This is a genomic window from Streptomyces sp. 5K101 (assembly GCF_046506645.1).
Lineage (GTDB): Bacteria > Actinomycetota > Actinomycetes > Streptomycetales > Streptomycetaceae > Streptomyces.
Genome location: NZ_JBKFFO010000001.1, coordinates 357,502 through 371,927, shown reverse-complemented (window position 1 = coordinate 371,927; position 14,426 = coordinate 357,502). Strand labels below are relative to the sequence as shown.

The window sequence follows — 14,426 nt, the reverse complement described above, 5'->3', positions numbered from 1 at the left end:
AGGAGACCGTTCGGTACTGTCGGCGGCGATGCACAAGACGCTGATCGTGACGAACGACTTCCCGCCCCGGCCCGGCGGCATCCAGGCATTCCTGCACAACATGGCGCTGCGGCTCGACCCCGGGCAGCTCGTCGTCTACGCCTCCACCTGGAAGCGCGGGCACGAGGGCGCGGAGGCGACCGCCGCGTTCGACGCGGAGCAGCCGTTCACCGTCGTACGCGACCGGACGACGATGCTCCTGCCCACCCCGCGGGTCACCCGGCGGGCCATCGGACTGCTGCGGGAGCACGGCTGCGAGTCGGTGTGGTTCGGCGCGGCGGCCCCGCTCGGCCTGATGGCCCCGGCCCTGCGCCGGGCCGGGGCGCGACGGATCGTGGCCACCACGCACGGGCACGAGGCGGGCTGGGCGCAGCTGCCCGCTTCGCGGCAGCTGCTGCGCCGGATCGGCGAGGGCACGGACACGATCACCTATCTGGGCGAGTACACCCGCTCGCGGATCGCCCGGGCGCTGACGCCGGAGGCGGCCGGGCGCATGGTCCAACTGCCGCCCGGCGTCGACGAGAAGACCTTCCACCCCGGCTCGGGCGGCGACGAGATCCGCGCCCGGCTCGGGCTCAGCGACCGGCCCGTGATCGTCTGCGTCTCGCGCCTGGTGCCCCGCAAGGGCCAGGACACGCTGATCCTCGCGATGCCCGCGATCCTGGCGAAGGTCCCGGACGCGGTGCTGCTGATCGTGGGCGGCGGCCCGTACGAGCAGGACCTGCGCAAGCTGGCCGCCGAGACGGGCGTCGCGGACTCGGTGCGCTTCACCGGCGCCGTGCCGTGGTCGGAGCTCCCGGCGCACTACGGGGCGGGCGACGTGTTCGCCATGCCGTGCCGTACGCGCAGGGGCGGCCTCGACGTGGAGGGCCTCGGGATCGTCTACCTGGAGGCGTCGGCGACGGGACTGCCGGTGGTGGCCGGGGACTCCGGCGGCGCACCGGACGCGGTCCTCGAAGGCGAGACGGGCTGGGTGGTGCGCGGCGGCTCCCCCGAGGACGCGGCGGAACGGATCACGACCCTGCTCGACGACGCGGAACTGCGACGGCGGATGGGCGAGCGGGGCCGCGCCTGGGTGGAGGACCGCTGGCGCTGGGACCTCCTGGCGGAGCGCCTGCGCGCGCTGCTTTGAGGGGGGTTCCCCACCCCGCCCCTTCCCGTAACCGGGGGGCTCCGCCCCCGGACCCCCGCGCCTCAATCTCCCCTTACGGCCTGGCGGCCGTGGGTGGAGGTCCCCCGGCGAAGCCAGGGGGAGTGCCCCCAACGGGGCTGGATTCCGCGGAGCGAAATCCAGCCCGTCCGGCGCTTGAGGACACCGCGCGCAGCGCGGTACGGGTCCGGGCGGAGCCCGGTTACGGGAAGGGGCGGGGTGGGGAACAAGCCCGCCGCAGGCGCGAAGGTGCCGCACCCCGGGCGTGGGCCCGGGGGCACGCGCCCCCGGTCAGGAGGCGTAGATCGCCTCGATCTCGTCCGCGAAGTCCTTCGCCACCACATTCCGCTTCAGCTTCAGCGACGGCGTAATGTGCCCCGCCTCCTCCGTGAACTGCGCCGCCAGCACGCGGAACTTCCGCACCGACTCCGCCTTCGACACCGCCGCGTTGCCGTCGTCCACCGCCCGCTGGAGCTCCGCCAGCAGGTCCGTGTCGTCCCGCAGCGACGCCGCCGTCGAACCGGCCGGCTTGCCGTGGTCGGCGGCCCAGCGGGCCAGGAACTCCTCGTCGATCGTGACCAGCGCGCCCACGAACGGGCGGCCGTCGCCGACGACCATGCACTCCGCGACCAGCGCGTGCGCACGGATGCGGTCCTCGATCACCGCCGGCGCGACGTTCTTGCCGCCCGCGGTGACCAGGATCTCCTTCTTGCGGCCCGTGATCGCGAGGTAGCCGTCCTCGTCGAGAGTGCCGATGTCGCCCGTGTGGAACCAGCCGTCCGCCAGCGCCTCCGCCGTGGCCGCCTCGTTGTTCCAGTAGCCCGAGAAGATGTGCTCGCCGTGCAGCAGCACCTCGCCGTCGTCCGCGATCCGGACCACGGAACCGGGCAGCGGCTGACCTACCGTCCCGATCTTCTGCCGGTCCCACGGGTTGAACGCGGTCGCCGCGCACGACTCGGTCAGGCCGTAGCCCTCGAGCACCGTGAACCCGATGCCGCGGTAGAAGTGGCCGAGCCGCTCGCCCAGCGGCGCGCCGCCGGAGATCGCGTACTCCCCGCGCCCGCCCAGCACCGCGCGCAGCTTGCTGAAGACGAGCCTGTCGAAGACCTTGTGCTTGATCCGCAGGCCGACCGAGGGGCCCGACGGCGTCGCCAGCGCGCGGCTGTACGCGATCGCCGTCTGCGCCGCCTTGTCGAAGATCGTGCCCTTGCCGTCGGCCTGCGCCTTGGCGCGCGCAGAGTTGTAGACCTTCTCGAACACACGCGGCACGCCGAGGATCAGCGTCGGTCGGAAGGAGGCCAGCTCGTCGGTGAGGTTCTTGATGTCCGGCACGCAGCCGAGCTTGATCGGGGCCATCACGGAGGCCACCTCGACCAGCCGGCCGAAGACGTGCGCGGCGGGCAGGAACAGCAGCACCGAGCACTCACCCGTGCGGAACAACGGCTTCAGGCGCTCCACCACGTTGCCGCACTCGGCGAAGAACGCGCGGTGCGTGAGCACACAGCCCTTGGGGCGGCCGGTGGTGCCGGAGGTGTAGACGATGGTGGCCGGGTCGTCCGCCTTCGCGGTCGCGCTGCGCTCCTCGACCACCTCGTCGGAGAGGTCCGCGCCGGCCGCGGTCAGCTCGTCGACCGCACCCTTCTCGATCTGCCAGACGTGCCGCAGCTCCGGAAGCGATCCGCGCACCGACTCGACGGCGGCGGCGTGCGCGTCGCTCTCGACGACGACGGCGACCGCGCCGGAGTCGCCGAGGATCCACTGGACCTGCTCGGGCGAACTGGTCTCGTACACAGGGACGGTGACCGCGCCCGCGCTCCAGATCGCGAAGTCCAGCTGCACCCACTCGTACCGCGTGCGGGACATCAGCGCCACACGGTCGCCGGGACGGATGCCGGCGGCGATCAGGCCCTTGGCGGTGGCGACCACCTCGGCCAGGAACCGGGTGGCGGTGACGTCCGTCCACACGCCCGCGACCTTGCGGCCCATGACCGCGACATCGGGGTGCTGCGCGGCATTGCGGCGGATGAGATCCGTCAGATTGCCGTCCGTGGGGACCTCGTACAGGGCCGGAAGGCTGAACTCGCGCAAGACTGCTGCTCCTCATCGGGCGCCGGCGCCACGGCTCTGTGTGATGCGCCGGCTGCGGTCCAAGGCCGGGCAGGTGCTCGTGGGGGCGAGCACGACCGGACTGCCCGGACGTTACCCACCAGTACTCGGTTCCGGATAGGGGTTCCCGGCCAATGTTCCCTGCGTCACACGTCGCCGGCCGGACTCGGCCGAAAGTATTCCACTCCTGGATGTCTTCCCGGTAACCGCAGGTGGAGCTGTCTACCACCCGTCCACCGGACCCCCCTAAGGTGACCGCCATGCGAGGCATGCGAGTCAACGTGGTCAGCGACGTGCACGGCAATGCCCAGGATCTCGCCACCGCGGGCGACGGAGCCGACGCCCTCGTCTGCCTCGGCGACCTGGTGCTCTTCCTCGACTACGCCGACCACTCGCGCGGCATCTTCCCCGACCTCTTCGGCGTCGAGAACGCCGACCTCATCGTCGAACTGCGCACCGCCCAGCGCTTCGACGAGGCCCGTGACCTCGGTCGCAGGCTCTGGGCGCAGCTCGGCATCGACCGCGAGAGCGCCATCGAGTCCGCCGTGCGCCGCCAGTACGCCGAGATCTTCGCGGCCTTCCCCACACCCACGTACGCCACCTACGGCAATGTCGACATCCCCGCCCTGTGGCCGGAGTTCGCCCGGCCCGGCACCACCGTCCTCGACGGCGAGCGGGTCGAGATCGGCGGCCGCGTCTTCGGCTTCGTCGGCGGGGGCCTGCACTCCCCGATGCGCACGCCGTACGAGATCTCCGACGAGGACTACGCCGCCAAGGTCGAGGCCCTCGGCGAGGTCGACGTGCTCTGCTCGCACATCCCGCCCGACGTCCCCGAACTCACCTACGACACCGTCGCCCGCCGCTTCGAACGCGGCAGCCGGGCCCTGCTCGCGGCGATCAGGCGCACCCGGCCCCGCTACGCCCTCTTCGGCCACGTCCACCAGCCGCTCGCCCGCCGGATGCGGATCGGCGCGACGGAGTGCGTGAACGTCGGGCACTTCGCCTCCACCGGCCGGCCCTGGTCGCTGACCTGGTGACCGGCCGCGGAGCCGGTGCGCCGCCGCGCGCGCGGCATGCCACCGCCGTCGGCCGGGCCCACCGCCACCGGGCGTTCCGCTCGCGATAGCCTGCACACACCACACCACCCCGGTCATCACCGCACTGTTGAGGAGCCGCAGCGATGGCGGAACACACCAGCTCGAGCATCACGATCGATGCGGCGCCGGCCGATGTCATGGGCGTGATCTCCGACTTCGCGCGCTACCCCGAGTGGACCGGCGAGGTGAAGGAGGCCGAGGTGCTCGCCACCGACGCCGACGGCCGCGCCGAGCAGGTCCGCCTCGTCCTCGACGCGGGCGCGATCAAGGACGACCACACCCTCGCGTACACCTGGCACGGCGAGAACGAGGTCAGCTGGACCCTGGTGAAGTCCCAGATGCTGCGCGCCATCGACGGCTCGTACAGCCTCGCCGCCGTCGGCGGCGGCGACCGCACCGAGGTCACCTACCAGCTCACCGTCGACGTCAAGATCCCGATGCTGGGCATGATCAAGCGCAAGGCCGAGAAGGTCATCATCGACCGCGCCCTGGCCGGCCTGAAGAAGCGCGTCGAGAGCGGCGCGGGAGCCTGATGCGCCGGGTCCTCGTCACCGGGCTCGGCGGCGCGGGCCGCACCACCGTCGCGGCGGCCACGGCCCTCGCCGCGGCCTCGACGGGCCGCCGCACCCTCCTGCTGTCCGCGGAGGCGGACGCCGTCCTCGGCGTCCCCGTCACCGGGACGCCCGACCGCCCCGAGCCGGTCGCCGGCGGGCTGAGGGCCGCCCGCGTCGACGCGGGCGCCGACTTCCGCGCCGAGTTCCTCGACCTGCAGGAGCGCGCCTCGGCCGGGCTCGACCTGCTGGGAGCGGCGCGGCTCGAGGACGAGGAACTCACCGAGCTGCCCGGCAGCGACCAGTTCGCCCTGCTGCGGGCCCTGACCGTCGCCTCCCGCGGCGACTGGGACGTCCTCGTCGTCGACATGCCGCCGCTGCGCGAGACCGTCGCCCTGCTCGCCCTGCCCGAACAGCTGCGCCGCTACCTGCGCCGCCTGCTGCCCGCAGAGCGGCAGGCCGCGCGCGCACTGCGCCCCATGCTCGCCCAGCTCGCCGGCGTACCGATGCCCGCGCAGTGGCTCTACGAGACCACCGAGCGCTGGGACCGGGAACTGGCCGGGGTCCAGTCCGTGATCGAGTCCCGGAACACCGCCCTCACCCTCGTCGCCGAACCGGGCCCCGCGGCCGCGGACGCCCTGCGCACCGCCCGCACCGGACTGAGCCTGTTCGGCCACCCCGTCGAGATGGTCGTCGCCAACCGCTGCGTGCCCGAAGGCTCCGCGGACCCGTTCGTGGCGTCGCTCGCCGCCCAGCAGGAGCGGTGCCGGCAGGAATGGGTGAGCACCTGGATACCGGCCGGCTCGGTCTGCCTGCTGCCGCACCTGGGCCGGGACCCGCGCGGCCTCGACGACCTCGCACGGCTGCAGAAGGAGGCGAACTGCTGCTCCGTCGAGCACCAGCTCGCCGACGACTCGGAGCACTACGGCCTCGACGGACTCGTGACGGCCCTGCACGGGGACCGGGAGGAGCCCCGGCCGTGCCCCGGGCGGGTGGAGAACGTGTACGAGGCAGCCGTGCGCCGGCACGAGTGGATCGCCTCGGTCGCGGACACCGACAACCTCTGGCACGGCCGGGACGGCTTGATCCCGAAGGAGCCGGAGCCCGTCGACGACGGCACGCTGGTCTGGCACCTCGACCTGCCCGGCGCCGTCAAGGAGGAGCTCACCCTCGTACGTCGCGGGGATGAACTGCTGATCACCGTCGGACCGTTCCGCCGGATCCTCCCGCTGCCGTCCGCGCTGCGCCGCTGCACGGTCGCCGGCGCGGGCCTCAAGGACGGCACCCTCAGTGTGCGGTTCGCACCGGACCCCGCCCTGTGGCCGCGGGGACGCTGAACCCTACCGCCGTTCGGGTAACGTCGAGTACACGAACCCCTCAGCCCTGCCGCAGGAGTACGCCATGAGCGATGCCACCGAGCGTCCGCGCACCGACGCCGACGCAGACGCCTGGGCCACGGCGTGCGAGGAGGACCTCAAGGCCGAGCAGGCCCGCCGCCGCGCGCAGTACGGGTCGACGCCGCCCGGCTCCGCCGCCGAGGAGCTCCGCAAGCTCTTCGACGTCGTCGCCGACAAGGTCACCGCCTTCCAGTCGTCGCTGCCCGGCATGGCCGCACAGAACGCCGTACAGCAGTTCGTGAACCAGGCGAAGGCCGCCGTCGAGCCCGTCATCGAGCGAAACCCGCAGGTCTTCGACCACCTCGCGGCCGCCGGGGGCGAGCTGCTCGCCGCCTACCGCTCGGCCGTGGAGAACCAGGAGCGCCGCTGGACCCAGCGCTCCCACACCGCCAAGGACAGCGACGACCCCCGCGACGACGGCCCCGGACCGAGCGAGCACATCGACCTGGACTGACCAGGGCGTGCCCGCCCTCGGGTACCGTTGGCCGTAGCGGGGCTCGACCGAATACTGAGGGACACATGGGACTCACCATCGGCGTCGACATCGGCGGCACGAAGATCGCGGCGGGCGTGGTCGACGAAGCGGGCACCATTCTCGAAACGCACACCGTGCCCACCCCGTCGACTCCCGAGGGCATCGTCGACGCGATCTGCACGGCCGTCGCGGGAGCCGGCCAGGGGCACGACATCGAGGCCGTCGGCATCGGTGCGGCGGGATACGTCGACGACAAGCGCGCCACCGTCCTGTTCGCGCCCAACATCGACTGGCGCCACGAACCGTTGAAGGACAAGGTCGAACAGCGCGTCGGCCTCCCGGTCGTCGTCGAGAACGACGCCAACGCGGCGGCCTGGGGCGAGTACCGCTTCGGCGCCGGCCAGGGCCACGAGGACGTCATCTGCATCACCCTCGGCACCGGCCTCGGCGGCGGCATCATCATCGGCAACAAGCTGCGCCGCGGGCGCTTCGGCGTCGCCGCGGAGTTCGGCCACATCCGCGTCGTCCCCGACGGTCTGCTGTGCGGCTGCGGCAGCCAGGGCTGCTGGGAGCAGTACGCATCGGGCCGCGCCCTCGTGCGCTACGCGAAGCAGCGGGCCAACGCCACCCCGGAGAACGCGACCGTCCTGCTCGGCCTCGGCGACGGCACGATCGAGGGCATCGAGGGCAAGCACATCAGCCAGGCCGCCCGGCAGGGCTGCCCGGTCGCCATCGACTCCTTCCGCGAGCTGGCGCGCTGGGCGGGTGCGGGCCTGGCCGACCTGGCCTCGCTGTTCGACCCGTCCGCGTTCATCGTGGGCGGCGGTGTCTCGGACGAGGGCGACCTGGTGCTCGACCCGATCCGCAAGTCCTTCCGCCGCTGGCTCATCGGCGGCCAGTGGCGTCCGCACGCCCAGGTCCTCGCCGCCCAACTGGGCGGAAAGGCGGGCCTCGTGGGCGCGGCCGACCTGGCTCGCCAGGGCTGAGCCCGTACGGCCAGGTGCCCGTCGCGTCCTCGCAGGACTGCGGCGGGCACCGTCGTATCGTGATCCACATGGCCATCAGCATGCTGCCCGACCTTCCCAAGTCCCGTACCGAACCGGACGGTTCGGCCGTGATCCGGGTGCTGAGCTACAACATCCGGTCGATGCGCGACGACGAGGAGGCACTGGCCCGGGTCATCCGCGCCTGCGAGCCGGACCTCGTCTTCGTCCAGGAAGCTCCGCGCTTCTTCCGCTGGCGCAAGCACGCGGCGCGGCTCGCCGCCACGACGGATCTCGTGATGCTGTCCGGCGGCGCGACGGCCGCCGGGCCGCTGCTGCTCTGCTCGCTGCGGGCCACCGTGGAACGCACCGAGGACGTCCTGCTGCCGCTGACCCGGGGCCTGCACCGGCGCGGCTTCGCCACGGCGGTCGTCCGGTTCGCGGGGGCGCGGCTGGGGGTGGTCAGCTGCCACCTGAGCCTGCAGCAGGACGAGCGCTACGACCAGGCGGGGATGCTGCTGGACCGGCTGGCCGGGATGGGCACGCCGCACGCGGTCGCCGCGGGCGACATCAACGAACGCCCCGGCGGCCGGAGCTTCGCGCGCCTCGCCGGCGCGCTGCAGGACTGCTGGGCGGTGCGCCCGTGGGGCGACGAACACACGTCGACGCCGGCGGATCCGCACCAGCGGATCGACGCGGTCTTCGCGACGCGGGGGGTGGAGGTGCTGGGGTGCGGTGTCCCGCGGGGTCTGCGGGGTGTGACGGACGCGGACCTGTGTCTCGCCTCGGACCACCTGCCGGTCCTGGCGGCGCTGCGGGTGCCGGCGGGCGGGTAGGGGGGCGTCGCCTGGGGCCGCTGCGCGGGCTTGTCCCCTCCGCGCCCCTTCCCGAACCGGGGGCTCCGCCCCCGGGCCCGCGCCTCAATCGCCGGCGGGGCTCCAAAGGAGCCTGTCTGGGGGCACTCCCCCTGGCTTCGCCGGGGGGACCCCCACCCACGGCCGCCAGGCCGTAGGGGGAGATTGAGGACACCGCGCGAAGCGCGGTACCGGGTCCGGGCGGAGCCCGGTTTTCGGGAAGGGGCGGGTAGGGGAAACCACCGCCGGAGGCGCCCCCCGGGCCCGGGCCGAGCCCGGTTACACCACCGCGCCCCGCCCCGGGTCGTCCGAATCGTCGTCGTCGCCAGACGACATCCGTGCCACCAACGTCGCGAACCCGCCCAGAAAGCCCCCGATGCACAGCGTCGTCAGCCACCACGTCATGTCCCACCGCAGCAGGACCGCGACCAGCATCAGGACCGGGCCGCCCACCACCGCCAGCCACGCGAACTTCGCCGTGACATCCGCCTCCGGCAGCGGCGGCGGCTCCGGCGGGACGAAGTGGCCCTCGTCGGTCTCGTCGAAGTCGTCGTCGCTCGGCTCGGTGACCTGGTAGTCACGGGGCCCGCCCCCGACCCCCGGCGCGAACGTGATCGAGCTGCCGAGCGCGGGCCTGTCGTCGGCAGGATCCTCGGGGGGCTCGGACGAGCGCGGCTCGTTCACCTTGCCCTCCAGGTCGGCCAGGTCCTCGACGGACTTGAAGGGCTTGGCGCCCGGAGGGTCCGCCGGCTCCTCGCCGTACCCCGCGACGATGGCCGCCCACGCGGCTTCCTCGTCGATCGGCTGCGGCTCGCGGTCCGCATCGTGCTGCTCAGCCACCGGTCGTGCTCCCTCCCAGGGACTCCGTCGCGGGGGACCCCGTCGTCCCGGCCTCCGGAGCGAGCCGGCCGATGAACGCGTGACTCTCCTCGAAGATCCGCTCCGCATCATGGTCCAACGTCGCCACGTGGTAGCTCTGTTCCAGCAGGATCTCCGTGACGTCCGTCGACGAGACGCGGCTCAGGATCCGTGCCGAGTCCGCGGCCGGCACCACATGGTCCTCGGGGCTGTGCATCAGCAGCAGCGGCTGGGTGACCTGCGGCAGCTCGCCGTCCACGAGCCGGAAGAACTGCCGCACCGAGTGCGCGGCGTGCAGCGGCACCCGGTCGTACCCCACCTCCTGCACGCCCGGCTTCGCGATGTCGTTGGTCAGACCCTTCGTGGACGGCACCAGGTGGCGCACCAAGGGCAGCACCGACGCCATCGCGCCGTGCACCTTGTTGGCCGGGTTGACCAGCGCGACGCCCCGCACCGCGTCCCCGTGCTTGGCGGCGAGGCGCAGGGTGAGCGCGCCGCCCATGGAGAGGCCGAAGACGAAGACGCTGCCGCACCGCTCCACCAGGGAGCGCAGCTCGCGGTCCACCTCCGCGTACCAGTCCTGCCAGCCGGTCACCTGCATGTCCTGCCAGCGCGTGCCGTGCCCCGGCAGCAGCGGCAGCGACACCGTGAGCCCGCGCTCCGCCAGGTACTCGGCCCAGGGACGCAGCGACTGCGGGCAACCGGTGAATCCGTGACAGAGGAGGACGCCGACCTCGCCGCCTTCGTGGCGGAAAGGCTCGGCTCCAGGAAGGACCGGCACCAGGGTCTCCTGTTCGTGAGGTGTGCACGTGAGATGGACGAGGGGCGCGTGTGAGGCCCGAAGGATGTACTTCACGGTACGCGACCGGACCGACACCGACCAGGGCCGTCACCATGCGACCGGCACCGGAACGGCGGGGCGCCGGGCCACCACGGGATAAGGTCTGTTCGAGAGCACACGGGAGGATTTCGAGTTGATCTACGGCGCCATGAAGTTCTCCATCGGGGGATCGCTGAAGCTCGCCTTCAGGCCCTGGGTGGAGGGCCTGGAGAACATTCCGGCCGAGGGCCCCGCGATCCTCGCGAGCAACCACCTGTCCTTCTCGGACTCGTTCTTCCTCCCCGCCGTGCTCGACCGCAAGGTCACCTTCATCGCCAAGGCGGAGTACTTCACCTCGCCCGGCGTCAAGGGCAGGCTGACGGCCGCCTTCTTCAAGGGCGTGGGCCAGCTCCCCGTGGACCGCTCCGGCGCCCGCGGCGCGGGCGAGGCGGCGATCAAGGCCGGGATCGAGGTCATCGAGTCCGGCGGTCTGTTCGGCATCTACCCGGAGGGCACCCGCTCCCCGGACGGTCGGCTCTACCGCGGCAAGCCCGGCGGACTCGCGCGCGTGGCGCTGGCGACCGGTGCTCCCGTGATCCCCGTCGCGATGATCGACACGGAGAAGATCCAGCCGCCCGGCAAGATCGTGCCCAAGCTGATGCGTCCGGGCATCCGGATCGGGAGGCCGCTGGACTTCGGCCGGTACCGCGGCATGGAGGGCGACCGCTTCATCCTGCGCTCGGTGACCGACGAGGTCATGTACGAGATCATGAAGCTGTCCGGCCAGGAGTACGTCGACATCTACGCGACGGCCGCCAAGCGGCAGATCGCCGACGCGGAGAAGGCCGAGAAGGCCGCCCGGGCGGAGGCGGAGAAGGCGAAGAAGGCGCGGCGTCCGGCTGCCTAGCCGGCCGGGCACGGCTTCAGGGGTGCAGTGGGGGTGGGGGAGTTGGCCGGGCGCGAGCGCGTCGTACGGATGTCAGTGGAGCTGCCGCTGTGGCGTGCGCTGGCCGGGTACCGCGTCCTGACGATGGTCTATGCCGTGCTGCTGTTCGTCTTCCAGCAGGACAAGTTCGAACGCCCCGCCGTCGCGGTCGGCTTCCTCGCCGTGATGGTCGTCTGGACCCTCGCCACGCTGCCCAAGGTGTCCAACGCGGCCCGCTGCACGCGTGGTTTCCTGATCGCGGATCTCACCGTCGCGCTGACCGGCATCCTGCTCACGCCGCTGGCCGACGCCCAGGCCCAGACGCAGGACGGGCCCACGCTGCCGTCGATATGGACGGCGGGCTCCGTCCTCGCCTTCGCCATCAAGGGCGGCTGGCGCTGGGCCGGTTTCGCCTCCTCGCTGGTCGCCGTCGCCAACATCATCGAGCGCGGGGAACCCAGCCGGGACACCTTCCACAACGTGCTGCTCGTCTGGGTCGCCTCCATCGCCATCGGCTACGTCGTCGAGGTGGCCCGCGCCTCCGAGCGCACCCTCGCCCGCGCCCTGGAGATCGAGGCCGCGACCCGGGAGCGGGAGCGGCTGGCACGCGACATCCACGACAGCGTGCTGCAGGTGCTGGCGATGGTGCAGCGGCGCGGCACCGCGCTCGGCGGCGAGGCCGCGGAGCTGGGCCGGATGGCGGGCGAGCAGGAGGTCGCGCTGCGCAGCCTGGTGGCGGGCGGGCTGCTGCCGACGCCTCGTTCCGTGGCGGACGGGGCTCCGCCGCAGGCCGGTGCCGGACCGGCGGACGATACGGTGCCGGGTGCCCGCACCGCCCTGGCCGGCCGTCTCGCTGAGGACCAGGACCCGGACGCGCCGTACGACGTGCGGACGCTGCTCGCCGCCTTCGTGACCTCCCGCGTGACGCTGTCGGAGCCGGGCGCCCCGGTGCTGCTTCCCGCCCGCGCGGCGGCGGAGGTCGCGGCCGCCGCCGGCGCCGCTCTGGACAATGTGCGCCGGCACGCCGGCCCGGACGCCCAGGCGTGGATCCTGGTCGAGGACTGGCCGGACGAGGTGATCGTCACGGTCCGGGACGACGGCCTCGGCATCCCCGAGGGCCGGCTCGCGCAGGCCGAGGGGGAGGGGCGGATGGGAGTGGCCCTGTCCATCCGCGGCCGGCTGCGGGATCTGGGCGGGACGGCCGAGCTGGTGTCGGTCCCGGGACAGGGCACCGAAGTCGAGTTGAGAATCCCACGGGGGAAGGCGGAGAAATGACCGGAGCGCAGCCGATCAAGGTGATGGTCGTCGACGACCATCCGATGTGGCGGGACGCGGTCGCGCGCGACCTGGCGGCGGCCGGGTTCGACGTGGTCGCCACGGCCGGGGACGGAGCACAGGCCGTACGCCGCGCGAAGGCCGCCGCCCCCGACGTCCTCGTCCTCGACCTCAACCTGCCCGAACTGCCCGGCGTGCAGGTGTGCAAGGAGCTCGTCGCGGCCCTGCCCGGGCTGCGCGTGCTGGTGCTGTCCGCGAGCGGTGAGCACGCCGACGTCCTCGAGGCGGTCAAGTCCGGCGCCACCGGCTACCTGCTGAAGTCGGCGAGCACCGAGGAGCTGACCGACGCCGTGGGCCGCACCGCAGCGGGCGACCCCGTCTTCACACCGGGACTCGCCGGTCTCGTGCTCGGCGAGTACCGCCGCCTCGCCTCCGAGCCCGCCCCCTCACCGGGCGCCGACGCCCCCAAGGCCCCGCAGCTGACCGACCGGGAGACCGAAGTGCTGCGGCTGGTCGCCAAGGGGCTGTCGTACAAGCAGATCGCCGAACGCCTCGTCATCTCGCACCGCACCGTGCAGAACCACGTGCAGAACACCCTCGGCAAGCTCCAGTTGCACAACCGCGTGGAGCTGGTGCGGTACGCGATCGAGGCGGGTCTCGACGACGCCTGAGTCAGCGTCACCCCCGCCGCGTTACCCGTACGAGTGAAGACACGTACGCAACTTCCCCGAGACACAGAGGAATTGACCGTTCGCCCCATCCCTGAGTGACCTGGATCACCATTAGCGTGACGGTCCTAGGGCCCATCCCAGGCGAAGGGAAGTTCCATGCGCGTCGGAGTACTGACCGGAGGCGGCGACTGCCCCGGCCTCAACGCGGTCATCCGCGGCCTCGTCCGCAAGGGCGTCCAGGAGTACGCGTACGAGTTCGTCGGCTACCGCGACGGCTGGCGCGGACCGCTCGACGGCGACCTCGTCCCGCTCGACATCCCGGCCGTCCGGGGCATCCTGCCCCGGGGCGGCACCATCCTCGGCTCTTCACGCACCAACCCGCTCAAGGAAGAGTCGGGCATCCGCCGCATCAAGGAGAACCTCGCCAAGCACGAGGTCGACGCGCTCGTCGCGATCGGCGGCGAGGACACGCTGGGCGTCGCGGCACGTCTGTACGAGGAGTACGGCGTCAAGTGCGTCGGCGTGCCCAAGACCATCGACAACGACCTGTCCGCCACCGACTACACCTTCGGGTTCGACACGGCCGTCGGCATCGCCACCGAGGCCATCGACCGGCTGCACACCACCGCCGAGTCCCACATGCGCGTCCTCGTCGTCGAGGTGATGGGCCGGCACGCGGGCTGGATCGCCCTGCACTCCGGTCTCGCGGGCGGGGCGAACGTCATCCTCATCCCCGAGCAGCGCTTCGACGTCGACCAGGTCTGCGCCTGGGTGACGTCCCGCTTCCGGGCCAGCTACGCCCCCATCGTGGTCGTCGCCGAGGGAGCCATGCCCAAGGACGGCGACGCGGTCCTCAAGGACGGCTCGCTCGACTCCTTCGGCCATGTCCGGCTCTCCGGCGTGGGGGAGTGGCTGGCGAAGGAGATCGAGGCCCGTACGGGCAAGGAGGCCCGGACCACGGTCCTCGGCCACGTCCAGCGCGGCGGCACCCCGAGCGCCTTCGACCGCTGGCTCGCCACCCGGTTCGGGCTGCACGCCGTCGACGCGGTGCGGGACGGGGACTTCGGGAAGATGGTCGCGCTGCGCGGCACCGACATCGTGCGAGTGCCGATCGCCGACGCGACCGCCAGGCTCAAGACGGTCGACCCGGCGCTCTACCAGGAGGTCGGCGTCTTCTTCGGCTGAGCCCCGTGGGGTCCCGCGTGGCGCGGGTCCACACCGGGGA

The 14,426-nt window shown here is 72.5% G+C and carries 14 protein-coding genes; 11 read left to right on the top strand and 3 right to left on the bottom strand.

The window, feature by feature from the left end; genetic code table 11:
• Positions 1-28: 28 nt before the first annotated feature.
• Positions 29-1,171 carry a glycosyltransferase family 4 protein gene (locus tag ACLB9X_RS01645; RefSeq protein WP_410358354.1) on the top strand — a complete coding sequence of 381 codons (1,143 nt, stop codon included), beginning with the start codon at positions 29-31 and terminating at the stop codon, positions 1,169-1,171.
• A 309-nt stretch (positions 1,172-1,480) separates the two neighbouring features.
• Here ACLB9X_RS01645 and ACLB9X_RS01640 read toward each other — a convergent pair whose 3' ends face one another.
• A complete protein-coding gene (locus ACLB9X_RS01640; protein ID WP_410358353.1) occupies positions 1,481-3,277 on the bottom strand; it encodes an AMP-dependent synthetase/ligase in 1,797 nt (598 codons plus the stop codon).
• 299 nt (positions 3,278-3,576) lie between these two features.
• Between ACLB9X_RS01640 and ACLB9X_RS01635 the strand changes: the two genes are divergently transcribed.
• The 6 genes from ACLB9X_RS01635 to ACLB9X_RS01610 all read left to right on the top strand — a co-directional run bounded on the left by ACLB9X_RS01635 (position 3,577) and on the right by ACLB9X_RS01610 (position 8,634).
• Positions 3,577-4,332 (top strand): metallophosphoesterase, encoded by a 756-nt coding sequence (locus tag ACLB9X_RS01635; RefSeq protein WP_410358605.1) that lies wholly within the window; start codon positions 3,577-3,579, stop codon positions 4,330-4,332.
• A 143-nt stretch (positions 4,333-4,475) separates the two neighbouring features.
• Positions 4,476-4,925, top strand: coding sequence for an SRPBCC family protein (locus ACLB9X_RS01630; protein WP_410358352.1), 450 nt, complete (start codon positions 4,476-4,478; stop codon positions 4,923-4,925).
• Positions 4,925-6,280, top strand: coding sequence for an ArsA family ATPase (locus ACLB9X_RS01625; RefSeq protein WP_410358351.1), 1,356 nt, complete (start codon positions 4,925-4,927; stop codon positions 6,278-6,280). The genes ACLB9X_RS01630 and ACLB9X_RS01625 overlap by 1 nt, the downstream gene beginning before the upstream one ends.
• A 64-nt stretch (positions 6,281-6,344) precedes the next feature.
• A complete protein-coding gene (locus ACLB9X_RS01620) occupies positions 6,345-6,794 on the top strand; it encodes a DUF5304 domain-containing protein (RefSeq protein ID WP_410358350.1) in 450 nt (149 codons plus the stop codon).
• A gap of 65 nt (positions 6,795-6,859) precedes the next feature.
• Positions 6,860-7,801, top strand: coding sequence for an ROK family glucokinase (locus ACLB9X_RS01615; protein WP_410358349.1), 942 nt, complete (start codon positions 6,860-6,862; stop codon positions 7,799-7,801).
• A gap of 68 nt (positions 7,802-7,869) precedes the next feature.
• A complete protein-coding gene (locus tag ACLB9X_RS01610) occupies positions 7,870-8,634 on the top strand; it encodes an endonuclease/exonuclease/phosphatase family protein (protein WP_410358348.1) in 765 nt (254 codons plus the stop codon).
• A gap of 297 nt (positions 8,635-8,931) precedes the next feature.
• Here ACLB9X_RS01610 and ACLB9X_RS01605 read toward each other — a convergent pair whose 3' ends face one another.
• Together ACLB9X_RS01605 and ACLB9X_RS01600 are read right to left on the bottom strand one after the other, a co-directional pair.
• Entirely contained in the window at positions 8,932-9,492 is a 561-nt protein-coding gene (locus ACLB9X_RS01605; RefSeq protein WP_410358347.1) for a hypothetical protein, read from the bottom strand.
• Positions 9,485-10,291 carry an alpha/beta hydrolase gene (locus tag ACLB9X_RS01600; protein ID WP_410358346.1) on the bottom strand — a complete coding sequence of 269 codons (807 nt, stop codon included), beginning with the start codon at positions 10,289-10,291 and terminating at the stop codon, positions 9,485-9,487. The genes ACLB9X_RS01605 and ACLB9X_RS01600 overlap by 8 nt, the downstream gene beginning before the upstream one ends.
• 193 nt (positions 10,292-10,484) lie before the next feature.
• Between ACLB9X_RS01600 and ACLB9X_RS01595 the strand changes: the two genes are divergently transcribed.
• The 4 genes from ACLB9X_RS01595 to ACLB9X_RS01580 all read left to right on the top strand — a co-directional run bounded on the left by ACLB9X_RS01595 (position 10,485) and on the right by ACLB9X_RS01580 (position 14,386).
• The gene (locus ACLB9X_RS01595) at positions 10,485-11,237 is read left to right on the top strand and encodes a lysophospholipid acyltransferase family protein (RefSeq protein ID WP_410358345.1); all 753 of its coding nucleotides are present in this window, start codon (positions 10,485-10,487) and stop codon (positions 11,235-11,237) included.
• 42 nt (positions 11,238-11,279) lie between these two features.
• Positions 11,280-12,530, top strand: coding sequence for a MacS family sensor histidine kinase (gene macS / locus ACLB9X_RS01590; RefSeq protein ID WP_410358604.1), 1,251 nt, complete (start codon positions 11,280-11,282; stop codon positions 12,528-12,530).
• Positions 12,527-13,201, top strand: coding sequence for a response regulator (locus ACLB9X_RS01585; protein WP_410358344.1), 675 nt, complete (start codon positions 12,527-12,529; stop codon positions 13,199-13,201). The genes macS and ACLB9X_RS01585 overlap by 4 nt, the downstream gene beginning before the upstream one ends.
• 156 nt (positions 13,202-13,357) lie before the next feature.
• Positions 13,358-14,386 carry a 6-phosphofructokinase gene (locus ACLB9X_RS01580; RefSeq protein WP_410358343.1) on the top strand — a complete coding sequence of 343 codons (1,029 nt, stop codon included), beginning with the start codon at positions 13,358-13,360 and terminating at the stop codon, positions 14,384-14,386.
• Positions 14,387-14,426: the final 40 nt, after the last annotated feature.